Origin of the sequence: Kribbella steppae (assembly GCF_004342025.1) — a bacterium.
GTDB lineage: Bacteria > Actinomycetota > Actinomycetes > Propionibacteriales > Kribbellaceae > Kribbella > Kribbella steppae.
This window is the reverse complement of record NZ_SLWN01000005.1, coordinates 268,279-291,073: the sequence shown is the minus strand read 5'-3', so window position 1 is coordinate 291,073 and position 22,795 is coordinate 268,279. Positions and strand designations below refer to the sequence as shown.

Genomic DNA, 22,795 nt, shown 5'->3' with positions numbered 1-22,795 from the left:
GACATTAAGGTGCAGGCCATGAGCAGCCTGCTCCGTCCGGTCGGGCATCTGCCCGCCAGCGTGTACTGGTTCCGCCGGGGACTGGTGCTTGCTGCCCTGGCGTTGCTGCTCTTCCTGATCCTCCGGCTGTTCGGAGGCGGCGAGGACCCGCAGAACACGGCGGCCAGCGGCCCCCAGCAGGACCCGACGACAACCCCGTCGGTCGCACCCACCACGACACCGACGGCGTCCGAGAAGAAGACCGAGAAGACCGAGAAACCGGTCAAGACGTCGGAGACGCCCCGGGACACCAAGTGTGAAGGCAACGATCTCCGGATCGAGGCGCTGCCGGCCAACCGGAAGATCGTGGCCGGCTCCGTGCTGAACTTCGTGATCCGGTTCGACGCCGTCGCGGACGAGTGCAAGGCCTCGATCGACTCCGGCGAGCTGACCGTGACGGTGATGTCCGGCAACGACCTGATCTGGACCACAACCCATTGTGGGCAAGCGATTCAGCGCACCACGCTGGTGGTTGCCAAGGGCAAGCAGGCGGCCACCACGGTGCCGTGGAACGGTCGCCGGTCCGGGCCTGGCTGCCTACCCGGCCAGCCGGCCGCCAAGCCCGGAACCTATGTCGTCAAGGCCGTCTTCGATGACCGCGAGTCAACTGTGCAGGCCTTCCAGGTCGTCTGAGTCTGCTGCCGATGCCGGTTGCATGTGCTTCGGCTTGACGAAAAACAGCGCCGCCGCCACACCGAGCAGCAGGACAGCGGCCGGCAGCATCAGTGACTGCGCCATCGAGTCGCTGAAGCCTTGGCGCAGCATCTCGGGCAGCGTCCCGCCTGCGAAAGCACCCTCGCCGGCCGGCGCTCCGCCTGGTGCCGCCGGAAGGTTGTGCGCCAGCCGCGACTCAATCAGTACGGCGATACCCGCGCTACCGAGGACGGCGCCGACCTGCCGCGTCGTGTTGTAGACACCGGCGCCGGCTCCGGCCTGGTGCATCGGAAGGTTCCTGGTCGCCGTACTGCCGATCGGACCCCACATGAACGCGTTCGCGACACCGAGCAGCGCGATCGGCAGCAACAGCTCCCAGATTGGTACGTCGGGCTCCATCACCTGGCTCAGCCAGAACAGTGCGGCCGAGCAGCACCCCAGGCCGAAGGTGGCCAGGTACCGCGGATGCGCCCGATCGGTCAGTCGCCCGGTGAACGGCGACAGGACGCCGGTGATGACGGCCATCGGGACGAGCAGCAGTGCGGACTTCGTCGGGCTCAGGCCGCGGACCGACTGGGCGTAGAGCATCAGCGGGAACGTCATCGCGGTGATCGCGAACCCGACCGTGGTGATCGCGGTGTTCGCCAGCGAGAAGTTCCGATCCTTGAACAGCCCGAGCGGCAGCAGTGGCTCGCCGCGGTTGCGGGCCTGCCACAGCACGAAGATCACCAGCACCACCAGGCCGGTGATGATCAGCGACCAGACCGTGATCGGTCCGGTGATCGTGCCCCAGTCGTATTTCTGCCCCTCCTGGATGCCGAACACCAGGCAGAACAGGCCGATCGAGCTCAGCGCCACACCGATCAGGTCGAACTTGTGGTCGTGCGTCGGCAGGTCCGGCACCAGCCGCATCGCCAGCACGAACGCGACCACGCCGATCGGCGCGTTCAGGAAGAAGATCCACTCCCAGCCGAGTCCGTCGACCAGCACACCGCCGAGGATCGGCCCGACCAGGGTCGCCACACCGGCGGTCGCACCCCACAGGCTCATCGCCCGGCCGCGCTGATCCGGCGGGAAGACCCGGGTGATCACGGCCATCGTCTGCGGCGTCATCATCGAGGCGCCGAGACCCTGGAAGACGCGCGCCACGATCAGCATCTCGACCGTGGTGGTGAGACCGCACCAGACCGACGCCGCGGTGAACACAGCCAGGCCGGTCAGATAGACCTTCTTCGGCCCCACCTTGTCGCCGAGGCGCCCGGTCACCAGCAGCGGTACGGCGTACGCCAGCAGGTAGGCGCTGGTCACCCAGATCACGTTGCCGACGTCGGTGTGCAGGTCGGTGAGGATCGCCGGGGTCGCGACCGACACGATGGTCGAGTCGACCAGGATCATGAAGAAGCCGATCACCAGCGCCCAGAGCGCCGGCCACGGCCGCACCTCCGGCCTCACTTGTTGCGGGGTAGCCATGGCAAGTCCTTGTTCTCGATCCGTTCGATGGTGGTGGCCAGCCAGTCGCGTTCCGCGGCGATCTGGCTGCGGATGTAGGCGCCGCCGATCCAGAACTGCTCGGGGGTGTCCGCGGCGCGGGCGGCGGCGATGCCTTCGTCGAGGTCGGCCAGCCAGCTGTCCAGGTCGGCGACCCGGCGGCGGAACCGGAGCAGCGCGTCCTCGAGGTCGAGGTTGTGCGCCTCGCTCAGGACCACGGGGAACAGCGGGTACTCGTAGACGTACTTCTCCAGCCCACTCTCCACCCGGCGTTTCAGCGCGTCATCGCCTTCGGGAGTGATCTCGTACGTCGTCCGTTCGGGGCGGTTGCCGGCTCGGTCGGTGCCGATCGCGCGGACGTAGTTCTGCCCGGCCAGCCGCTCGACCGTGTGGTACAGGGAGCCGGGGCGGACCTTGACGACCCGGTCGTTCTGCCGGCTGATCAGCAGTTGGTACATCTCGTACGCGTGCATCGGCCGCTCGTTGAGCAGCGCCAGCACCGAGATCGCCAGCGGGGTCAGCTCAGCCATCATCCTCCGTCCGGAGTGTTCCACGCGAAATGTTCCACGTGGAGTATTACTCGGACGCCGGCCCGAACGCAAGCCACCCCCGGTTCGGCAGGCGAACCGGGGGTGGCTGGTGGCTGGTGGTCAGACGTAGCGCTCGAGGATGCTGGACTCGGCCAGCCGGGAGAGACCTTCGCGGACCGTGCGGGCCCGGTTCTCGCCGACGCCCTCGACCGTCTGCAGGTCGTCGATGCTTGCCGCGAGCAACTTCTGCAGGTGGCCGAAGTGGTCGATCAGCCGGTCGATCACAGCCCCCGGCAGGCGCGGCACCTTGGCCAATAGGCGGTAGCCGCGCGGCGTCACGGCCGCATCCAGCTGCTCGGCACCGCCGAGTTGCAACGCCCGCGCGACCTGCCCGATGTCCAGCAGATCGGTTGGGCTGACCGCGTCCAGCTCGAGCAGTACGTCGTCCGCGGTCTTCGCCTTGCGGCCTGTGGCCGGCGGCAGATAGTCCCGGACGACGAGCTCGCGCTCACCGGCGACACCGGCGACGAGCTCGTTGAGCTGCAGGGTGAGCAGCCGGCCGTCGGTCCCGAGCTCGACGACGTACCCGTCGATCTCGGTGGCGATCCGCCGGACCATCTCCAGCCGCTGGGCGACGGCGGCCACGTCGCGAACGGTGACCAGGTCCTCGATCTCCAGCGCGGACAGGGTGCCCGACACCTCGTCGAGGCGCAGTTTGTAGCGCTCCAGGGTGGCGAGGGCCTGGTTGGCGCGGGCCAGGATCGCGCCGGAGTCCTCCAGCACGTACCGCTGGTCGTCGACGTACAGCGCGATGATGTGCATCGACTGCGACACCGAGATCACCGGGAACCCGGTCTGCCGGGCAACCCGGTCGGCGGTCCGGTGCCGGGTGCCGGTCTCGTCGGTGAAGATCGACGGGTCCGGCATCAGGTGTACGGCGGCCCGGATCAGCCGGCTGACGTCACGATCGAGGATGATCGCGCCGTCCATCTTGCTGAGCTCACGCAACCCGGTCGCGGAGAACTCGACGTCGATCTCGAAGCCGCCGGTCGAGATCGAGTCGACCGTCTTGTCGTGACCCACGACGAGCAGGGCGCCGGTACGCCCGCGCAGGATCCGTTCCAGGCCTTCGCGCAGTTCGGTACCGGGTGCCACCGCCGCGAGGGTCGCGCGCATCCGGGCGCCGGTGCTGTTCTTGTCGGAATTGGGGGCCACGGTCACTGAGTCTATGCGGTTGTCCGGACCCGGTGGGGCCGAAGTCCCCCACTAGCCGTCAGTCGAGGTCCGGTGAATCAGGCGCGCTTGCACGTGCGCGTGCAAACGCCCGTGCACGTACACGTGCAGTCCGATCTCCCGCGTGAATCGGCCGGATCCGGTCGGGACCGCTGAGCCGTCACGGACAGCGAATGACCTGGCCGGCGTAGGACAGACCGCCGCCGAATCCGAACAACAACACCGGCGCGCCGCTGGGGATCTCGCGCCGTTCGATCAGCTTCGACAGCGCGATCGGGATGCTCGCGGCCGAGGTGTTGCCGGACTCGACGACGTCCTTGGCGATCACCGCGTTGACCGCGCCGAGGCGCTTGGCCAGCGGCTCGATGATGCGCAGGTTGGCCTGGTGCAGGACGACGCCGCCGAGGTCCTCGGGGGCGATACCGCTCTTCTCGCAGACCTGCTGGGCGATCACCGGGAGCTGCGTCGTGGTCCAGCGGAAGACGCTCTGGCCCTCCTGTGCGAACTTCGCGTCGTGACCCTCGATCCGGACCGCGTCCGACATCTCCGGCACCGAACCCCAGACCACCGGGCCGATCTCCGGCTCGTCACTGGCGACCACGACGGCCGCGCCGGCGCCGTCGCCGATCAGCACGCAGGTGGTGCGGTCGGTCCAGTCGGTGAAGTCGCTCAGCTTCTCGACGCCGATGACGAGGGCCTTCGACGCGGCGCCGGCCCGGATCGCGTGATCGGCGGTCGCCATCGCGTGCGCGAACCCCGAGCACGCGGTGTTCACGTCCAGGGCGGCCGGGCTGCCGAGGCCGAGTCGCGCGGCGACCCGGGCGGCGATGTTCGGGGAGCGGTCGATCGCCGTACAGGTCGCGACCACGACGAAGTCGATCTCGGCCTTGTCAATACCGGCGTTCGCGACGGCCTTCTCGGCGGCCCGCCAGGCCATCTCGTCGACCTGCTCGTCCGGTGCGGCGATCCGGCGTTCGCGGATGCCGACCCGGCTCTGGATCCACTCGTCACTGGTTTCCACGATGGTGGCGAGCTCGGCGTTGGTGAGCACCCGTTCGGGCTGGTAGTGGCCGAGCGCGACAACTCTGGAACCGGTCATCTGAGTGCTCCTGCGGTCAACCCGGCAACGCCGGTGCGGTCCCAGGTTCCACGCTGAACCCGGCGGGGGCGTCCCCAGAGTACGTTCCCCACTGCACGCCCGTGGATCCTCGTCTCACCCCAGCCGTCCGGTGTGGTCCGGAACACAAGGTCCTGCTGCGGCCCGGCTCAGGCTAGACCCGCAGCCAGCAGGGCGGACGGGAGATCGGCGGCGGCGAAGACCCGCAGGCCGTACTTCGCCTGCATGTCCAGAGGTTTCAGCTCTTTGCCGCGGTTCGGTACATCGGCAGGAACGATCGCCTTCGTGAAGCCCAGCCGTGCCGCTTCCGCCAGGCGCTTCTCCAGGCCGCCGACGCGTCGCACCTCGCCGGCCAGGCCGACCTCGCCGATCGCAATCAGGCCGGGGTGGATCGGCCGGTCCATCACCGAGGAGGCGACCGCGATCGCGACCGAGAGGTCCGCGACCGGTTCGGCGATCTTCACGCCGCCGACGGTGGCGACGTATACCTCCTGGTCGCTCAGTTTCAGGCCGACCCGGTTCCCGAGTACGGCGAGGACCATCGAGACCCGGGACGTCTCCAGTCCGGACGTGGTCCGGCGCGGCTGTGGTGTCGCCGACGGCCCGACCAAGGCCTGGACCTCGGCCAGCAAGGGACGGCGGCCCTCCATCATCACCGTCACGCATGTGCCCGCGACCGGTTCGGCGTGCTCGGAGACGAACAGGCCGCTCGGGTCCGTCACCTCGACGATGCCGGTGTCGACCATGTCGAAGCACCCGACCTCGTCCGACGGCCCGAACCGGTTCTTCGTCGCTCGCACCATCCGGAACCCGGAATGCCGGTCGCCGTCGAACGCGAGCACGACGTCGACCAGGTGCTCGAGCATCCGTGGACCCGCGATCGCCCCGTCCTTGGTGACGTGCCCGACCAGCACGACCGCGATGTGCCGCTCCTTCGCCAGTCGCACCAGCGCTCCGGTGACCTCGCGGACCTGGGTCACGCCACCTGGCGCACCGTCCACCTCGGGATGCGCCATCGTCTGCACCGAGTCGATGACCAGGAACGACGGCTCGACCGCGTCGACCTGGCCGACCACCGTGGACAGATCGGTCTCGGCCGCGAGGTACAACTCGTCGACCAGCGCATCGGTCCGCCCGGCCCGCAGTCGCACCTGGGCCGCAGACTCCTCACCCGAGACGTACAGCGTCCGTTGACCGCGTCGAGCCGATTGCGCCGCAACCTCCAGTAACAGCGTCGACTTGCCCACACCGGGCTCACCGGCGAGCAGGATCACCGCACCCGGTACGACGCCGCCGCCGAGCACGCGGTCCAGCTCGCCGATCCCGGTCGGGCGGGACTCGGCCTCGATCGCGGACACCTTGGCGATCGGCATCGCGGGGGACGACACCGGGCCGGCCGTGATCCGGGCGGCCTTGGGCGCACCGACCTCGGCGACCGTGCCCCACGCCTGGCACTCGCCACAGCGTCCGATCCACCGCGCCGCCGTCCACCCGCACTCCGAGCACGCGAACGCCGGTTTCCCCTTCGTGCTCCCCGCTGCCTTCGCCATGCCGAACAACTTAGGCGAAGCTGCCGACAAATCCTGAACGCCTGTCCACAGGCTCAGCCGAAGTATTCCCGCAGCTGGGTGAGGCGGCGGCGCAGCCAGCCGCCGGTGCGGTTGGGATCGGGGTCGGGGTTGATCTCCGGGACCTTCCCGGTCTGACGGGCGGCCTCGAGGTACGTCGTCAGCAGTTCGCTCTCGGACTGACGCAGCAGAGCACTCCGCTTGAGCAGCTTCAGGGCTTCTTCGAAGTCCCCGGCAACGACCTCCGCCGACCCCAGATGCTGCAGGCAACGCGCGCGGCCCTCGCGTTCGTCGATCTCGGCGTACAGGTGTTCGGCGTGCTCCCACCAGCCCTTGGCCTCGTGCGGGCTGCGTTGCATCCAGGCGGCGACACCCTGCAGTTCAAGCGCATGTGCATGGCCACTGATGTCTCCTGCCGCGGTCGCACGGGCAGCCGCTGTTCGGAGGTGGTCGAGCGCGTTCTCGGGGTCCTGCTGATACAGGTGCACGATCGCGAGGTTGATGGAGATCGCCACCTCGGCAGCGAGGTCAGGACCCGGTCGATTGAGCCGCGCATCGTCCAACCGGTCACGCGCGTTCAGCACGGCCTCATCCCGATCGTTGCCCGATGGCGCCTGCTCCGCCCGCTCCAGATGGAGCAACGCTCGCTCTACCTGGCGACGAGTCGTCAACGCGGCCGCAGTACGGCTGTGTGTCGCCACGTTGTTCGAGATGCCCAGCCGCGTGCTCGCACCCTCCAGGTCACCCATCAGCCGGTACGCCGTTGCTGTCCGGGCTGCAGCGAGTTCCGCAAGGTCACGCCGCCCGGTCGCCTCCGCAACAGCAGCCAGGAACTCACCCAGCTCCAACAGCACACCGGGCTCGCACCGGCGGAGGTACCAGACCTCCAACGCGTCGCAGATCCGGGCGAGATCGTCAGCGGTGTCGTCCCGCGCCTTCTCCGTCAGCAGCAACTCCCGCAGCCGCGACTCGTTCAGTGCGAACCACTCCGCCGCGGCCATCCCGCCGGCACCCGAGCCGAGCGAGACCATCCAGGTCTCGGCCTCTTCCGCTGCCCTGTGGAGCTCCGGAGCCGGTACGGCGACCACGCCGCCACGCCGCCATCGCCGGTACGCGCGCAACGCCGTCGGCAGGTTGTAGATCACCCAGACCAGCGCGAAGCCGATGGTGAGGGTGAGTCCGACCGCCCGCACCCAGCCACCACTGTCGAGGCTCTGCGACAACCGCTCGGACGCAAGGCCCGACAGTAGACCTGACGCAAGTGCACTGATCCCGAAGAAGTAGCCGCGCAGCCGACTCGGACGTGGCTTGTCCTCCGGCTTTCGCTCGTCGCCACTCATGGTCTGCTCCCCGCAGTCAGTCCACGCACCACTGTTCGCCAGAACGTCAGCAGCAGCACCACGGGTACGACGGAAGCAACCACACCAGCAGCAGCGACGCTCCCGGCCGAGGCGGAGAACTGCCGAGCCTCACCCCACAACACCAGCGACAACGGCGTCGTACCCGGGCCGCTGATCAGGAAGCCGACGATGAAGTCGTTCCACACCAGTGCGAACTCCAACACCGCGACAGCAACTAGTGCGGGCCGATACGTCCGCTGGACAGTCGCCAGTACGGCGCTCTGTCGCGCAGGACCCTGCAAGGCCTCGGACACCAACGCAGGTGGCGCCGACGCGAACGCAGACCGCAACAGCAGGACGGCGAACGGCAGACCAGCAGCCGCGTGTACCAAGGCCAATGCGATCCGCGACCCGGCCAACCCCGCCGCACCGATCGCATCTCGCAACGGAGCGGCGTACATCTGCACAGGCGTCACTGCCAGCACGACGAACACAGACGTCACCACACGCCCCAACCACTGCGGCAGCCCACCCCACGCGACCAGATAGGCAGTCGGTACGGCGATTACCAGCAACACGGCTGTTGCCGCGCCGGCGATCAGCACCGTCGACAGCAACGCCCGGAACAGCCCGACATTCGCAGCGGCAGCGAATGACGAGAACCCAAGGCCCGACAACGACCACCAGCCTCGCAGTCCTGCCTCGCGTGGAGAGTGCAGCGCGGTGGCAACCAACACCACAGCCGGCAGGATCCACACCAGGCTGACCGCGAAGCCGACAGTCCACCCGATACGCCGTACTCGCTTGCTGGGCTTCGGACGACCCAGTGTCGGGTCGGGTGTCACCACAGTCACCGGCATCGCCCACCGGCGCCGACGCAGACCCCGTACGCCGACCACGCCGACCGCAGCCACGATCGCGAACAGCACCACACCGAGAGCCGCAGTACGACCCGAGTCGTCGCCCGTCGTCGTGGCACGCCACCAGTTCAGACCGAGTACGTCGGCAGAGCGCTGCATGGGCCCAGGTACGACGATCAGCACCAGGTCGAAGACCCGGACTGCTGCGATCACGAGGGTCAGCGTCACCACACCGGTGATCGGCCGGAGCAGCGGGATCTCCAACGCGAACAGCCGCCGCCACCCGGTGACACCTTCCGCGGCGATCGTGCGGCTCACGTCGTCGGGTATCGCGTCCAGACCGGCACGGAACAACGAGACGACGTACCCGAGCCAGGTCCAGCCGAAGGCGGACACCAGGACGAGCCAGACCAGGCCGGGACCGAGCCAGACCGGGCTCTCCCCGAACAGGGACGTCCAGACCGCCGTCACGGTGCCGCGTTCGGGTGCCGGGTCGAAGATCAGCCGGAAGGTCGCACCCGACACCAGCACCGACACCGCGAACGGGATCACCAGCGCCGGCTGCAGGAACGACGTGAGTCCGGGCAGCCGATAACTCAACAGGGCCAGGAAGAACCCGACCACCACCAGTCCGAACGCGACCGCGACCCAGATCAGACTGTTGCCCACGGCCCGTAATGCGTCCGGATCGCCCATCACCGCGAAGTTCCCGAACCCGAAACCGCTCGGTGTCCGAAATGCCGCGACCACCGTCACCCCGATCGGGATCAACAGCAGACAGCTCAACAGCAACGCCGGCAGGCCGAGCAGATAGGGGCCCGACGGCCGGCGTGGCTTGCCGGGCACCGGGCGACCGCTCACCTCGCGGCCGACGACCTCGAGCGACAGGCCGTTGCTCTGCAAGCCCATCAGCCCTCCACCGCCCGCAGTTCGGTCATCGCCGCGTCCACAGCGTCCGGTACGACGTGACTGCCGCGGTCGCCGATACGGACGAGGAAGTCGGTGAGGACTCGCCACAGCCCATTGATGTCTCCGAGTCGTCCCAGTCGGTCGGACAGGTCGAACTGCAGCAGTCCGCCCGGCCCGGACAACTGCTCGGCAAGCCTGGTGAGCTCGGGGGAGTAGCCGGACACGCGTCCGTCGACCAGGAACCCGCCCTCCTTGATCCACGGATCCACAGCTGTTGGTGCGGCAAGTCGTCGTACCAGATCGAGGGCGTCGTCAGACGTAGGTTTCGGCAGCACCATCACGTCACCGGCCACGACGACAGGCGCTGCCGCACCCGGCGCGAGTGGTGGGAAGGTGAAGAGGCCGACGTCGTCAGGGTCGGCGGCGAACGACCGCACCACAGGCTCTGCGAAGTCGGAAGCCAGCACCATGGCTGCTCTGCGGTGTCCGAAGACCTCGACGACTGCATCAGGGAACTGCTGCACGAGCGACCGATCCACACCACCTGCCAGTGCTTCCGGCGCCGACCACATCGTCCCCAGCAACCGAAGCGCGGCAGCGATCTGCGGCTCGCGTGACGGCCGTGGGTCGTCGGCTGTCGCGAGTGCTGAATAGACAGCAGGCGCTATGCCGAGCAGAACGTTCTCGAAGAAGTCGGTGAGCACCCAGCCATCCCCGGCAGCCAATGACAGCGGCCGGACGCCGGCAAGAGACAGCGATCGGTTGACTTCAAGCCACTCCGACCAGAGCCGTGGCGGCTGTACGCCGACCTCCTGAAACACCGAAGGGCGGTACCAGACCGCAGACTTGTGTGCCGTCTTGAACGGCACCCCGTACGTCGTCCCGTCGTGAACCAAGAGTTCAGCCCACAGATGGGCTCGTCCACGATCAGCAAGGTCATTCGGGATGGGCTCGAGGTTGTGGAGGTGCCGGGGGACCAGTCCGGGCTGCGGCAGCATCACGATGTCCGGCCGGCGAGTAGAGCGCGCGCCGAAGGCCGTGGAGATGTCGTCGCCGAGTGGTACGACCTCCACCGGGTAGTCCAGCTTGCCGAGGCCGTCGAGGACGTCGTGGAACGCCCGCAACTCCTGGCCGCTCCAGCTCACCGCAACGCGCACACTGCGACGCAGGCCGAGGACATCACTCGAACACCCCGCGACCAAGAGCGTCGTTGCTGCCCCCAGGAACGCCCGACGACTACTCGTCATCGCCGAAGCCCGTCGTACGCCCAGCGTCGGTTGTGATGAGCAACAGTGCGGCTCTCTTGAGTTCGGGATTGGACTGGAGGCTCAAGAGAGATCCCCAGGTCGGCAGGCCGCCGGCGTCTTCCAGCACGATCACCCGCGGGTCTGCACGGAGTGCTCTGGCCACACCGGCCAGTCGACGACGGCCCGGCGTGATCTCGTGCGGGTAGCGGGCCTGTACGTCCTCCAAGCCGCACCACTTCGCTGTCTGGGTGCTGAGCTCCTTGGCGGCCTGACGGGTCACGCGGTGAGCCACGGTGTGCCCGTGGATCACATTGCCGAGCACAGTCAGGTGTGGAAGCAGTCCGCCTTCGGCAGGCACCAGCCGAACCGCACCGCCGGTCTTGACCACTGCACCGTCCGGCGGATCCTCCACGCCGATCACCAGGTCGGCCAGGTGGCGGGCCGCGGCGGCGGTGGGCATCACCAGGGCTCGCTGCTCACCTACCTCGATCAGAACTTTCTCCGGCAGACCAGGTATTCCTTCGAGCAGCAGTCCGTCCATCCGTGGCTGGCGCCTCCCCAGTGGCCCCGTCGAGTGGTCCGTCAACCCTATGGGGGCCGAGGTCCGCTCGCAGCCGTCGCCGCGCGCCGTTTCAGAAGATGTTCAGAAGGTTCGGCTCCACAGGTTGATCGCGTAGTCGACCTCGGCACCGGGATGGGAGGCGATGATCCGCTCGGCGTCGGCCGGGGTGAACTCGATCCGGACCACCGCCTCGAAGTCCGCCCGGCTCTCGAACCGCCAGCCCATGTCCAGTTGCGTCCGGTGCCAGCCGCGCGCGGTCCAGAACCGTTCCACCACGGGCGGTTGGATCATCGGGTACGCCGCACTGAACCAGCGACCGAATGTCGACCGGCTGCCGTCGTTGTCGATCACGAACGCGGTTCCGCCGCGCCGCATCACCCGGTCCAGCTCGGCCAGACCCGGTTCACAGCCCGGCCCGAAGAAGTACGCCCACCGCGCGTGCATCACGTCGATCGACGCATCCGGCACCGGCAACCGCTGCGCCGTACCCTGCCGCACCTCGACATTGCCCAGACGTCCAGTACGACGCCGCGCCGCCTCGGCCAGCGCGCCATGGGGTTCGACGCCGATCACCCGGGTCGCGGTCGCGGCGAACATCGGCAGGTGGAACCCGGTCCCGCACCCGATGTCGAGCACCGTCGTCCCGGCCCAGTCCCGGATCGCCCGCATGGCCGGTTCGATCACCCCGTCCGGGTCCACCGCCCGGTTCTCGACCTCGTACACCTTCGGGTGCTGCCAGATATTGGGACTCGGGATCCCACCGTCCGCGATGCTCACATCGCTAGACCATAGCTGCCGGCCCGACCGGGCCATGGCCGTACAGTCTGCGGGATGCGGCGACGTGACTACGCGGGTCCCGAGGACCTGCGGGCAATGCAGGAGTTGGTCCAGCGGACCTGGAGTGAGCGGTCCCGCCTGCACATCGGCGACCTCGCCTGGGAGCGCACCTCGATGCTCGGCCGGGAGGACACCTGGCGGACGGCGCTGTGGGAGGACGACGGCCAGGTCGTGGCCTGGGGCTGGATCGAGCTCTCCGAGCACCTGTCGCTGGTGGTCGACCCAGCCCGGCGCCCGGTCCGTCACTTATGTTGTCTGAGGCAAGCGTTGGGGTGTGACCGCGGCGAGGATCGCGACCGGGACGAGGAGCAGGCCGCAGCCGACCGCGAGCCAGTGGAAGCCGAAGTAGGCGAGGACCGGGCCGGAGGCGATGCCGGCGATCGAGGCGAGCGCGCCCATGGTGAGGTCGGAGAGACCCTGCGCTGACGTGCGGATGTCCTCGGGGACCGAACGGGACAGCAGGGTGGATCCGGCGACCAGGCAGGCGGACCAGCCGAGGCCCAGCAGGAACAGGGCCAACCCGGTCAGGCTGTGCGCGTCGTCGGGTGCGAGTGCCGCGAGGGTCATCGCGATGGCCAGTACTCCGAGGCCGATGCCGATGGTGGGGATGCGGCCGAGGCGATCGGCCATCCAGCCCGTCAGCGGGGACAGGGCGAACATGCCGGCGACGTGACCGCTCAGGACGAAGCCGACGATCGTCAACGAGGCGCCGTGGTGTGTCAGGTGAACCGACGTCATCGACATCACTCCGACCATCACCGCGTGAGCAGTTGCGATGGACAGCAGGCCGAGCCGGGCGTGTGGGATGGCCATGACCAGACGGAAGGTGGCCGCGAGTGGCTGCCTCTCCAGCTTCACCCTGGGCGTGACCTGGTGCAGTCGGCGCAGGCCGAACCACACTGTGGCCACGCTGATGCCGAACGCGAACACGGAGAAGATGTACGGGCCGGCGAGCGCCAAGAGGCCGAGCGACGTACCGAGCGTGCCGCCGATTCCGGTCAGGTTCGGGCCGATGACCACACCGACGGTGGTGGCCCAGACGACGATGGCGAGGGAGCGGGCGACGCGGTCCGGTTCGGCAGCGTCGGTCGCGGCGTACCGGGACTGCAGGTTGGACGCCGAGCCGCTACCGAAGAGACACCCGGCGAACAGCAGCAGGGCGAGTGAACCAACCTGGGCCGCGACGATGGTGAGAAGTGCACCGGCGAAGGCGATCAAGTAGCCGGTCGACAACGACACGCGACGACCATGCGACCGTGCCATCCGAGCCAGCGGTACGGCGAGCAGCGCAGCACCCAGAGTGGTCGACGTGGCTACCAGTCCGGCCAGCGAGGTCGACCCCGAGACGTTCTCCGCCAGCAGACCGGCCACCGCGAACCCACTGGCCGTCGCCACCCCGCCCATTGCGTTGCTGGCCACCAGGACCTGCAGTGTCGTCCGCTGTAGATCGGCAGGTCGCTGGTCGGTGGCCACGGGCACACCCTCTCATCAACCTGACCGGGAAGGCAGGTTGATTCTGGATGTTCGGCAACGTTCTCAGCAATCGAGTTGTACGCACTTCCGAACATAGACGTCGGTCGATTCCCGCTTATAGGATCGTTCTGACGTAATTCGATCCTTCCTTGGAGTCCGGATGCCCGACATCGCGATCGTCCCTGCCCCGCGCGAACTCACCGTCACCGAAGGTCAGTGGATCAGTGAGGATCCGGCGGCCGACGCGGTCCGGACGGTGGTGGAGAACCTCGGTGAGACCGAGTACCGCATCGACGTGACTCCGGACGGTGCTCGGCTCTCGGCCGGTTCCGAGGATGCGCTCCGGCACGCCGAGACGACCTACGAGCAGCTGCTGGATGCCGCCGTACCGGCCGAGGACGGCAAGGTCGCGGTGCCGGCCGTCCGGATCGCGGACGCGCCGCGGTTCGGCTGGCGCGGGATGATGCTCGACGTCGCCCGGCACTTCATGCCGAAGGACTTCGTCCTCAAGGTGCTCGACGTGATCGCCCTGCACCGGCTGAACGTGCTGCACCTGCACCTCACCGACGACCAGGGCTGGCGGGTCCAGATCGACGCGTACCCGAGGCTCACCGAGATCGGCGCCTGGCGGGACCAGTCGATGGTCGGCAAGATGACCCACCACCAGACCGAGTTCGAGTACGACGGCCAGCGGCACGGCGGGTTCTACACCAAGGACGACCTGCGCGAGATCGTCGCGTACGCCGCCGAGCGGGGGATCACCGTGGTCCCGGAGATCGACCTGCCGGGTCACATGCAGGCCGCGATCGCGGCGTACCCGGAGCTCGGCAACTTCCCGGACACCCAGCTCGGGGTCCGGCAGATCTGGGGTATCAGCGACGACGTCCTGAACGTCAACGACGAGACGGTCGAGTTCGTCCGGACCGTGCTGCGTGAGGTGCTGGAGATCTTCCCCAGCCCGTACATCCACCTCGGCGGCGACGAGTGCCCGTCGGTCCAGTGGACCGAGGCGGACGCAGCGCAGAAGCGGCAGGCCGAGCTCGGGCTGACCGAGGCCGGGCAGCTGCAGGGCTGGTTCACCGCGCAGGTCGCGGAGGTGCTCGCCGAGGAGGGTCGCCGGCTGGTCGGCTGGGACGAGATGGTCGAGACCGACTGCCCGAAGGACGCGGTCATCATGGCCTGGCGGAGCGCCGAGCGTGGCGAGATCGCCGTGAAGGCCGGCCACGAGACCGTGATGGCGCCGTGCGAGTCGGTGTACTTCGACTACTACCAGGGCGACCCGAAGACCGAGCCGCTCGCGATCGGCAACTTCATCCCGCTGGAGAAGGTCTACGACTTCGAGGTGATCCCGGCCGGTCTCTCCGCCGAGGAGGAGGCCCGCATCGTCGGCACCCAGTGCCAGATCTGGACCGAGTACATGGAGGGCCCGGAGCAGGTCGGCTACATGCTGCTGCCGCGGCTGTCCGCCTTCGCCGAACGCGCCTGGGGCTCGCCCAAGACGTCGTACGACGAGTTCCTCACCCGGCTCCGCCCGCACCTGGCCCGGATCGAGGCCATCGGCGTCAACTACCGCCCCCTCGACTGACCCGCGGCACCCGACGTCCGACAGTTGTCGCTTCAGTTGCTGAGGCGGTCACCAAATCTGGGTGAAGGGTGTTGGGGAGGTGTAGACGACCTCGATCCCGGCGGCGACGATGAAGTGCCGGGACCTGGTCGGGAGCGGGAGGACGAATGACCGTATTGATGCCACGCCTCCGGCGCGGCGGGTCATGGGGCTTTGACTCCCGGCCTTCCCTCGTCGCTCCGGTCGCTGCGCTCCCTCCACTCCTCAGTCCAGGCCGGGAGGCCCCATGACCGCGGTGGGGCCGCTGGATGCGATGTTCTTGCTCGGCGAGACGCGCGAACAGGCGATGCATGTCGGCGGGCTGATGCTGTTCGAGCTGCCCGAGGGGGCCGGCCGGGACCACGTGTTCCCCGAAGGCTCCCGGGACTACCTGTCACGGCTCTACCACGAGATGGTCGCGGCGCCTTCGGTCAATCCGTTGTTCGGCCGCCGGGTCCGGAACCGGGCGCTCGACTTCGGGTACTGGTCCTGGGAGCAGGACGACGAGATCGATCTCGAGTACCACGTGCGGTTGTCGGCGCTGCCGCGGCCGGGGCGGTTCAGGGAGTTGTTCGAGCTCACCAGCCGGCTGCACGGCACGCAGCTGGACCGGCGCCGGCCGCTGTGGGAGATGCAGCTGATCGAGGGTGTGGAGGGTCGCCGGTTCGCGCTCTACAGCAAGGTCCACCACTCGATGATCGACGGCGTGACCGCACTGCGCTGGATGCAGGACACTCTGACCACCGACCCGGCCCGCACCGGGATGCCCGCGACCTTCGCCCTGCCGGCGGCTGCCGAGTCGTCCGGGACTGCCGACGGGTTGCTGACGACGGTCGCCCGCATGCCGGGGACTGCGGGCCGGCTGCTGGCCGATCTGGCCGGCCTCACGCCGGTCGGGTTGAAGAGCCTGCTGCATTCGACGGTGCCGTTCCAGGCACCGCGGACGATCTTCAACCAATCGATCACCGGGGCCCGCCGGTTCGCCGCGCAGTCGTGGCCGATCGAGCGGCTGGAGAAGGTTCGCGCGATCACCGGCGCGACCCTCAACGACGTGATGCTGGCGATGTGTTCAGGTGCCCTGCGCAACTATCTGCTCGAGCTGAACGCCCTGCCGGACAAGGCGTTGACGGCAATGGTCCCGGTCTCGCTGCGCGGAAGCTCCGAAGCACCCGGTGGTGGGAACTCGCTGAGCACCTTGATCGCCGACCTCGCCACCGACGAGGCGGACCCGGACCGCCGGATCCGCCGCATCATGACGTCGACCAGCTACAGCAAGGGTGTGTTGTCCGCACTCAGCCCGCTGCAGAACCTGATGATCGGCGCCCTCGGCTTCGGTGTCGCCGGCCCCGCGGCCATCCTGCCCGGAGTCGCCGGCCGTACGACGCCGCCGTACAACCTGGTCATCTCCAACGTGCCTGGCCCGGCCGAGAGTCCGCTGTACTGGAACCGGTCGCGCCTGCTCGGCATGTACCCGGCGTCGATCGTGCTGAACGGGCAGGCGCTGAACATCAGCGTGACCAGCTACGACCACCAGTTGCACTTCGGCCTGGTCGGCTGCCGCCGGACGGTCCCGCATCTGCAGCGGCTGCTCGGCCACCTCGAGACCTCACTCGCCGATCTCGAGAACATCCACTAGGCGAGGAGTGCGTCGATCTGGCCGACGGCTCTCCAGGCCCTCGACCGGGTTTACAGCCGAACTGCGCCGTTCGGGGTCTCGAACACGGCGGAGACGAGGCCGGGCTGGCCGTTGGGGCGCCAGTCGACGTCCAGGTCGTCGAGCAGGTGGTCGGCCGGGTGGCCGATCCAGTCGGTGACCCGGTGTGGGTCGCCGGCGATCTCCAGGGCGGTCAGCTTGACGCCGTTGCCGCCGACCGACGGGTGCTCGCCGAGGTCGTCCCAGTGCACGAAGAACGGCAGTTGCGGGTCGGCCATCAGGCCCTTCACGCCGATCTGCCGCCAGGTCAGGTTCACCCCGTCCGGCCGGTGCCGGTTGCCGGGCACCGCCTCCCGGCCGAGGCGCTTCTCCATCCGCTCCATGTCGCGGACGGCCACCACCCAGCCGAGCCAGCCGCCGCCGAGTTCCTTGCGGGCGCGCACCGCCTGACCGAACGGCGCCTTGTCGGAGGCCGGGTGGTCGAGGACGTCGACGACCTCGATGTAGCGGTCGTTCTCCAGCGGCAGGATGTGGTTCACCGTGCCGAAGCGCGGGTGCACCCCGCCGTCGACGAACTCGGCACCCAGTAGCGCGGACAACCGCTCGAGCGTTGCACGGCAACCATCGGGCCCGCACGCGTACGACAGATGATCCAGACGCATGGCAGTCATTCTGGCCCCCGTCACCGACAGTCGCGGACCCGGGGGTGTCGCGTCGCCGCGCCGCTTAGGATCGAGGCATGTCCCTCCCGGTGAGCGATGTCGACCTGTTCGAGGCCTCCAGGCCCCGCCTCGAGGCCATCGCTTACCGCCTGCTCGGCTCCGCGGTCGAGGCCGAGGACGCAGTGCAGGAGACGTTCCTGCGCTGGCAGGCCACCGACGCCGACCGGATCGAGGTCCCTGCGGCCTGGCTGACGAAGGTGCTCACCAACCTGTGCCTGAACCAGCTCACCTCCGCGCGGGCACGGCGCGAGACCTACGTGGGTCAATGGCTTCCCGAGCCGCTGCTCGCCGGGGACCCGATGCTCGGCCCGGCCGACACCGCCGAGCAGCGTGAGTCGGTGTCCTACGCGGTCCTCACGCTGATGGAACGCCTCTCCCCGAACGAACGCGCGGTCTACGTACTGCGGGAGGCCTTCGACTACTCGCACCGGGAGATCGCCGGGATCCTCGACCTCACCGAGGCCGCCAGCCAGCAGACCTTCCACCGGGCCAGGAAACACGTCGCGGCCGGCAAGGCCCGCACCGAGGTCGACGAGGCCGCCGCCCGGAGGATCGTCGAGGAGTTCCTCGCGGCCGCCACCAGCGGGCGGGTCGAGCCGCTGGTGGGCCTGCTCACCGCGGACGCCCTCTCGATCGGCGACGGCGGCGGGAAGGTTCCGGCCCGCGCCACGGCGTTCGAGGGCGCTGTCACGGTGGCGAAGTTCCTGTGGCGCCTGTTCAAACCCAGCACGGCCAAGCTGGACGCGATCGGCGGCGCTCCCGAGATCTACGCCTGGACCGCCAACGGCGACCCCGCCGTCGTGGCGGTCGTGGACGGCCGGGTCGTCGGCATCATGTGCCTGGAGGTCACCGGCGACGGCATCGCCGCGTTCCGCAACCAGGTCAACCCCGACAAGCTCGAACGGGCGACCGCGCTGTGGGCGGCCACCGATCACGGGGAACCTGTCTTCCGCGCTTTCCTGTGAGCTGCTTCACAGCGCATTCCTGTCAGGAATCGCCCGGCCATCCGGTTCAAGGGGCGAAACCATGGGAGACAGGAGTACAGATATGAAGCACCGCATCATCGTCCTCGGGGCCGGCTACAGCGGAGCCATCGCGGCCGGGCGGCTCGCCCGGCGACTGCGCACCGAGGACGTCGCCATCACTCTCGTGAACGCCGAGCCGGACTTCGTCGAGCGGGTCCGGATGCACCAGCTCGCCACCGGACAGGACCTCACGCCGCGCCCGCTCGCCGCGATGTTCGCGGGCACCGGCGTCGAGATCCGGATCGCCCGCGTGACCGCAGTCGACGCCGACCGCAAGACCGTCGCCGTCGTCGACGATGAAGGCGCCGAGGAGCTGGCGTACGACACCCTCGTGTACGCGCTCGGCAGCCGCTGGAACGACAACGGCGTCCCCGGCGTAGCTGAGCACGCGCACCAGATCGCGAGTCGCCCCGGCGCCCTGAGACTCCGCGAACGGCTGGCGGAACTGGGCAACGGTGAGACCGTGACCGTCGTCGGTGGCGGCCTCACCGGGCTGGAAGCGTCGACCGAGATCGCCGAGGCCCGCCCGGACCTCAAGGTGGCACTCGTCGACCGGGGCGGTTTCGGCGGCTGGCTCGCGCCGAAGGCGCAGGCCCACCTCCGGAAGGTCGCCGCGCGACTCGGGATCACGGTCCACGAGAACGCCACCGTGACCGGTGTCGAGGCCGACGCCGTACTCACCGCCGAAGGGTCGATCACCTCGTCGGTCACCGTCTGGACCACCGGTTTCGCGGTGCACCCGATCGCGGCCGCGACCACCCTGGAGTTGACCGACACCGGGCGGATCGTCGTGGACGGGACGATGCGCTCGGTCTCGCACCCGGACGTCTATGCGATCGGCGATGCAGCATTCGCGATGGGGGCGAAGGACAAGCCGCTGCGGATGTCCTGCGCTTCGGGTACGCCGATGGCGTGGCAGGCCGCCGACACGATTGCGGCGCGGCTGACCGGTGGGAAGCTCCCGCACGCGCCGCTGGCCTACTTCAACCAGTGCATCTCGCTGGGCCGAAAGGACGGCGTGGTCCAGTACGTCACCACCGACGACCGCGCCGTCCGGGCGGCCCTGACCGGGCGGATCGCAGCCGTCTACAAGGAGCTGGTCTGCAAGGGCGCTGCCTGGGGCGTCGTCAACCCGCTGCTCAAGATCCCGACCCGGCGCCGCCGTGTCATCGCGCAGCGCGTCTCGATGAGTGTCGTGACGCCGCACTAGGCTGAGTAGCCATGCGCACAGTTGTCGTCGGTGGCACCGGTCATATCGGTACGTACCTCGTTCCCGAGCTGGTCCGGCTCGGGCACGAGGTCGTCGTCCTCAGTCGTGGCGAGCGGTCGCCGTACCAGTCGAACGGTGCCTGGAGCCGGGTGCGGATGATCCAGGTCGATCGCGCCGCGGAGGATGCCGAGGGCACCTTTGGTACGCGCGTCGCCGACCTGCAGCCCGATGTCGTCATCGACCTGATCTGTTTCACCGAGGACAGCGCCCGCCAGCTCGCCGAGGCGGTGCGCGGGAAGATCCAGCACCTGCTGCACTGCGGCACCATCTGGGTGCACGGTCCGAGTGCGACCGTGCCGACCCGCGAAGACGCGCCGCGCCGGCCCTTCGGCGACTACGGCATCAACAAGGCTGCGATCGAGACCTATCTGCTGGACCGCGCCCGTCGCGACGGGCTCCCAGCCACGCTGATCCATCCCGGGCACATCAGTGGTCCCGGCTGGACGCCGATCAACCCGGCGGCCAACCTCGACCTCGGCGTGTTCGAGAAGCTTGCTCGCGGCGACGAGTTGACCCTGCCGAACCTCGGCCTGGAGACGATCCAGCACGTGCACGCCGCTGACGTAGCAGGCATGTTCCTCGCCGCGCTACGGAACCGCTCGGTCGCGATCGGCGAGAGCTTCCACGCCGTCGCCGAAGGCGCGATGACACTGCGTGGGTACGCCGAGGGCGTCGCCGGATCGTTCGGACAGGAGGCGCGGCTGGCCTTCCTGCCCTGGGAGGAGTGGCGACAGACCGTGTCCGAGGGCGATGCGGCTGCCACGTACGACCACATCGCACACAGCCCGCATTGCTCGATGGAGAAAGCGGCGCGACTGCTCGGTTTCCGTCCGCGTTACTCGCCGCTCGAGGCCACCCTGGAAGCGATCGGCTGGCTCGTCGACAACGGGAAGATCACTTAGAGGCTGGGTGCGGCAGAAGCCGGCCGGCTTCCAGGTACTCACGGCAGTACGCGGCGAGTACGTCGTACCCCTTGTGGCCCATCAGGGTCTGCAGCTCGACCTTGCTGGACTCGAAGACGGCCTCGACGGCGATGTGGGCCTCGGTGTTACCGGTGCAGTACCAGTCCAGGTCGTGTCCACCCGGACCCCAGCCGCGCCGGTCGTACTCGCCGATCCCGACTTCCGTGTACGTCGTACCGTCCGGGCGCTCGACCTCGCGGAAGGTACGGCGGATCGGGAGCTGCCAGCACACGTCGGGCTTGGTCTCGACGAAGTGCACGCCCTTCTTCAGGGCCAGCCCGTGCAGCGCGCAGCCGCCACCGCCGGGGAAGTCCGTCCGGTTCAGGAAGATGCAGGCGCCCTCCCAGACCCGGGTCTTGCGATCACCGTCGTCGTCGGTCTCGACCCAGCCGTTCTTCCGGCCCTCCTTGCGGAACTGCCAGTCCTCCTTGGTCAGCTCCTTGACGTACGTCTTCACCCGCTTCTCGTCGTCATCGTCGGAGAAGTGTGCCCCGAGGGTGCAGCAGCCGTCGTTCGGCCGGCCCTTGTAGATGCCGCGGCAGCCACCGCCGAAGATGCAGCTCCAGTTGGACGTCAGCCAGGTCAGGTCGCAACGGAACACCTGATCGGGGTCTTCCGGGTCGATGAACTCGACCCAGGCGCGGGGAAAGTCGAGAGAAACCTCAGGCACCTGGAAAGCGTACGCGCCTTCACCGCCCAAACGTGAACGAAGACTCCGGAACGCGCTGGCGTTACGCCTGTCCAGTAGCGTGAGGGTATGCGGCTCGGCGTACTCGACGTGGGATCCAACACCGTCCACCTGCTCGTGGTGGACGCACATCGCGGTGCCGCGCCACTGCCGGCGTACTCGCACAAGACCGAGTTGCGGCTGGCCGAGCACCTGGACAAGGACGGCAAGATCGCCGAGTCCGGGGCCGACGAGCTGGTCTCGTTCATCACCGAAGCCGCCGAGCTGGCCGAGGACAAGGGGTGCCAGTCGGTGCTGGCGTTCGCCACCTCCGCGCTGCGCGAGGCTCCGAACGGTGAGAAGGTGCTCGACCGGGTCCGCAAGCAGACCGAGGTCGATCTGCAGGTGCTGACCGGTGAGGACGAGGCGCGGCTGACCTTCCTCGCCGTACGACGCTGGTTCGGCTGGTCCTCGGGCCGGCTGGCGGTGTTCGACATCGGCGGCGGCTCGCTGGAGATCGCCGCCGGATCCGACGAGGAGCCGACCGTCGCGGTGTCGGTCCCGCTCGGCGCCGGCCGGCTGACCCGCGAGGGGCTGACCACCGACCCGCCGGACAAGGACGAGGTCCGGGCACTGCGGAAGCGGATCCGGATCGAGATGGCCGACGTGGCCGGCACCGTGTTGCGGGCCGGTAAGCCGCAGCGCGCGGTCGCCACCAGCAAGACGTTCCGGTCGCTGGCCCGGATCTGCGGCGCGGCACCGTCCGACGACGGTCCGTACGTGCCGCGCGGACTGGACCGGGACGACCTGGCCGACTGGATGCCGAAGCTGACCAAGATGTCCGCCGCCGAGCGGGCCGAGCTGCCCGGGGTGTCGGCCGGGCGGTCGTCACAGCTGCTCGCCGGCGCGATGGTCGCGGACGCGGTGATGGACCTGTTCGACCTGCCCGGACTGGAGGTCTGTCCGTGGGCGTTGCGGGAAGGTGTCATCCTGTCCCGGCTCGACCAGTTGGAACCCCGATGAAGCACCACCCCT

The 22,795-nt window shown here is 68.7% G+C and carries 20 protein-coding genes; 7 read left to right on the top strand and 13 right to left on the bottom strand.

The features are described 5' to 3' along the window. Positions 1-18 precede the first annotated feature (18 nt). Positions 19-672 (top strand): hypothetical protein, encoded by a 654-nt coding sequence (locus EV652_RS16235; RefSeq protein ID WP_132209960.1) that lies wholly within the window; start codon positions 19-21, stop codon positions 670-672. Here the strand turns inward: EV652_RS16235 and EV652_RS16230 are convergent. From EV652_RS16230 to EV652_RS16175, 11 genes are all read right to left on the bottom strand, one after another. Then, entirely contained in the window at positions 643-2,163 is a 1,521-nt protein-coding gene (locus EV652_RS16230) for a DHA2 family efflux MFS transporter permease subunit (RefSeq protein ID WP_132209959.1), read from the bottom strand. The genes EV652_RS16235 and EV652_RS16230 overlap by 30 nt on opposite strands. Further along, complete coding sequence (locus tag EV652_RS16225; protein WP_199238214.1) at positions 2,142-2,711, bottom strand: PadR family transcriptional regulator; 570 nt, start codon at positions 2,709-2,711, stop codon at positions 2,142-2,144. Before EV652_RS16225 ends, EV652_RS16230 begins: the two co-directional genes overlap by 22 nt. 120 nt (positions 2,712-2,831) lie before the next feature. Continuing rightward, a complete protein-coding gene (disA, locus tag EV652_RS16220) occupies positions 2,832-3,887 on the bottom strand; it encodes a DNA integrity scanning diadenylate cyclase DisA (RefSeq protein WP_132210235.1) in 1,056 nt (351 codons plus the stop codon). 217 nt (positions 3,888-4,104) lie between these two features. After that, positions 4,105-5,043 (bottom strand): beta-ketoacyl-ACP synthase III, encoded by a 939-nt coding sequence (locus EV652_RS16215; protein WP_132209957.1) that lies wholly within the window; start codon positions 5,041-5,043, stop codon positions 4,105-4,107. Between the two features lie 167 nt (positions 5,044-5,210). After that, positions 5,211-6,611, bottom strand: a complete 1,401-nt coding sequence (gene radA / locus EV652_RS16210; protein WP_132209956.1) for a DNA repair protein RadA — start codon at positions 6,609-6,611, stop codon at positions 5,211-5,213. Between the two features lie 53 nt (positions 6,612-6,664). Then, a complete protein-coding gene (locus tag EV652_RS16205) occupies positions 6,665-7,969 on the bottom strand; it encodes a hypothetical protein (protein ID WP_132209955.1) in 1,305 nt (434 codons plus the stop codon). Further along, a complete protein-coding gene (locus EV652_RS16200; RefSeq protein WP_132209954.1) occupies positions 7,966-9,738 on the bottom strand; it encodes an ABC transporter permease subunit in 1,773 nt (590 codons plus the stop codon). Before EV652_RS16200 ends, EV652_RS16205 begins: the two co-directional genes overlap by 4 nt. Next, positions 9,738-10,985, bottom strand: coding sequence for an ABC transporter substrate-binding protein (locus EV652_RS16195; RefSeq protein ID WP_132209953.1), 1,248 nt, complete (start codon positions 10,983-10,985; stop codon positions 9,738-9,740). Before EV652_RS16195 ends, EV652_RS16200 begins: the two co-directional genes overlap by 1 nt. Then, the gene (locus EV652_RS16190) at positions 10,975-11,526 is read right to left on the bottom strand and encodes a P-loop NTPase family protein (RefSeq protein WP_132209952.1); all 552 of its coding nucleotides are present in this window, start codon (positions 11,524-11,526) and stop codon (positions 10,975-10,977) included. The genes EV652_RS16195 and EV652_RS16190 overlap by 11 nt, the downstream gene beginning before the upstream one ends. 102 nt (positions 11,527-11,628) lie before the next feature. Then, positions 11,629-12,324, bottom strand: coding sequence for a class I SAM-dependent methyltransferase (locus tag EV652_RS16185; protein ID WP_242001807.1), 696 nt, complete (start codon positions 12,322-12,324; stop codon positions 11,629-11,631). Between the two features lie 306 nt (positions 12,325-12,630). After that, positions 12,631-13,857, bottom strand: a complete 1,227-nt coding sequence (locus EV652_RS16175) for an MFS transporter (protein ID WP_242001806.1) — start codon at positions 13,855-13,857, stop codon at positions 12,631-12,633. A gap of 160 nt (positions 13,858-14,017) precedes the next feature. Between EV652_RS16175 and EV652_RS16170 the strand changes: the two genes are divergently transcribed. After that, positions 14,018-15,442: a beta-N-acetylhexosaminidase gene (locus EV652_RS16170; RefSeq protein WP_132209950.1), complete on the top strand. Its 1,425-nt coding sequence runs from the start codon at positions 14,018-14,020 to the stop codon at positions 15,440-15,442. 265 nt (positions 15,443-15,707) lie between these two features. Continuing rightward, a complete protein-coding gene (locus EV652_RS16165; protein WP_132209949.1) occupies positions 15,708-17,096 on the top strand; it encodes a WS/DGAT/MGAT family O-acyltransferase in 1,389 nt (462 codons plus the stop codon). Between the two features lie 50 nt (positions 17,097-17,146). Here EV652_RS16165 and EV652_RS16160 read toward each other — a convergent pair whose 3' ends face one another. Continuing rightward, positions 17,147-17,776: a VOC family protein gene (locus tag EV652_RS16160; RefSeq protein ID WP_132209948.1), complete on the bottom strand. Its 630-nt coding sequence runs from the start codon at positions 17,774-17,776 to the stop codon at positions 17,147-17,149. 77 nt (positions 17,777-17,853) lie between these two features. Between EV652_RS16160 and sigJ the strand changes: the two genes are divergently transcribed. The 3 genes from sigJ to EV652_RS16145 all read left to right on the top strand — a co-directional run bounded on the left by sigJ (position 17,854) and on the right by EV652_RS16145 (position 21,033). Then, the gene (gene sigJ / locus EV652_RS16155; RefSeq protein WP_132209947.1) at positions 17,854-18,801 is read left to right on the top strand and encodes an RNA polymerase sigma factor SigJ; all 948 of its coding nucleotides are present in this window, start codon (positions 17,854-17,856) and stop codon (positions 18,799-18,801) included. 82 nt (positions 18,802-18,883) lie between these two features. Further along, positions 18,884-20,071, top strand: coding sequence for an NAD(P)/FAD-dependent oxidoreductase (locus tag EV652_RS16150; protein ID WP_132209946.1), 1,188 nt, complete (start codon positions 18,884-18,886; stop codon positions 20,069-20,071). A gap of 11 nt (positions 20,072-20,082) precedes the next feature. Further along, on the top strand, positions 20,083-21,033 hold the full coding sequence (locus EV652_RS16145; protein ID WP_132209945.1) for an NAD-dependent epimerase/dehydratase family protein: 951 nt from the start codon (positions 20,083-20,085) through the stop codon (positions 21,031-21,033). On the opposite strand, the gene EV652_RS16140 is transcribed toward EV652_RS16145, so the two are convergent. Next, entirely contained in the window at positions 21,026-21,763 is a 738-nt protein-coding gene (locus EV652_RS16140; protein WP_132209944.1) for a DUF3109 family protein, read from the bottom strand. The genes EV652_RS16145 and EV652_RS16140 overlap by 8 nt on opposite strands. Positions 21,764-21,850: 87 nt before the next feature. On the opposite strand from EV652_RS16140, the gene EV652_RS16135 reads away from it, so the two are divergent. After that, complete coding sequence (locus EV652_RS16135) at positions 21,851-22,783, top strand: Ppx/GppA family phosphatase (RefSeq protein WP_132209943.1); 933 nt, start codon at positions 21,851-21,853, stop codon at positions 22,781-22,783. Positions 22,784-22,795: the final 12 nt, after the last annotated feature.

What these genes read in the sequence shown, in the direction of transcription:
- radA (WP_132209956.1), bottom strand. Translation starts at nt 6,611, where the DNA reads ATGGCGAAGGCAGCGGGGAGCACGAAGGGGAAACCGGCGTTCGCGTGC.
- sigJ (WP_132209947.1), top strand. Translation starts at nt 17,854, where the DNA reads ATGTCCCTCCCGGTGAGCGATGTCGACCTGTTCGAGGCCTCCAGGCCC.
- EV652_RS16145 (WP_132209945.1), top strand. Translation starts at nt 20,083, where the DNA reads ATGCGCACAGTTGTCGTCGGTGGCACCGGTCATATCGGTACGTACCTC.
- disA (WP_132210235.1), bottom strand. Translation starts at nt 3,887, where the DNA reads ATGCGCGCGACCCTCGCGGCGGTGGCACCCGGTACCGAACTGCGCGAA.
- EV652_RS16170 (WP_132209950.1), top strand. Translation starts at nt 14,018, where the DNA reads ATGCCCGACATCGCGATCGTCCCTGCCCCGCGCGAACTCACCGTCACC.
- EV652_RS16235 (WP_132209960.1), top strand. Translation starts at nt 19, where the DNA reads ATGAGCAGCCTGCTCCGTCCGGTCGGGCATCTGCCCGCCAGCGTGTAC.
- EV652_RS16215 (WP_132209957.1), bottom strand. Translation starts at nt 5,043, where the DNA reads ATGACCGGTTCCAGAGTTGTCGCGCTCGGCCACTACCAGCCCGAACGG.
- EV652_RS16205 (WP_132209955.1), bottom strand. Translation starts at nt 7,969, where the DNA reads ATGAGTGGCGACGAGCGAAAGCCGGAGGACAAGCCACGTCCGAGTCGG.
- EV652_RS16200 (WP_132209954.1), bottom strand. Translation starts at nt 9,738, where the DNA reads ATGGGCTTGCAGAGCAACGGCCTGTCGCTCGAGGTCGTCGGCCGCGAG.
- EV652_RS16150 (WP_132209946.1), top strand. Translation starts at nt 18,884, where the DNA reads ATGAAGCACCGCATCATCGTCCTCGGGGCCGGCTACAGCGGAGCCATC.
- EV652_RS16165 (WP_132209949.1), top strand. Translation starts at nt 15,708, where the DNA reads ATGACCGCGGTGGGGCCGCTGGATGCGATGTTCTTGCTCGGCGAGACG.
- EV652_RS16225 (WP_199238214.1), bottom strand. Translation starts at nt 2,711, where the DNA reads ATGGCTGAGCTGACCCCGCTGGCGATCTCGGTGCTGGCGCTGCTCAAC.
- EV652_RS16135 (WP_132209943.1), top strand. Translation starts at nt 21,851, where the DNA reads ATGCGGCTCGGCGTACTCGACGTGGGATCCAACACCGTCCACCTGCTC.
- EV652_RS16195 (WP_132209953.1), bottom strand. Translation starts at nt 10,985, where the DNA reads ATGACGAGTAGTCGTCGGGCGTTCCTGGGGGCAGCAACGACGCTCTTG.
- EV652_RS16160 (WP_132209948.1), bottom strand. Translation starts at nt 17,776, where the DNA reads ATGCGTCTGGATCATCTGTCGTACGCGTGCGGGCCCGATGGTTGCCGT.
- EV652_RS16190 (WP_132209952.1), bottom strand. Translation starts at nt 11,526, where the DNA reads ATGGACGGACTGCTGCTCGAAGGAATACCTGGTCTGCCGGAGAAAGTT.
- EV652_RS16230 (WP_132209959.1), bottom strand. Translation starts at nt 2,163, where the DNA reads ATGGCTACCCCGCAACAAGTGAGGCCGGAGGTGCGGCCGTGGCCGGCG.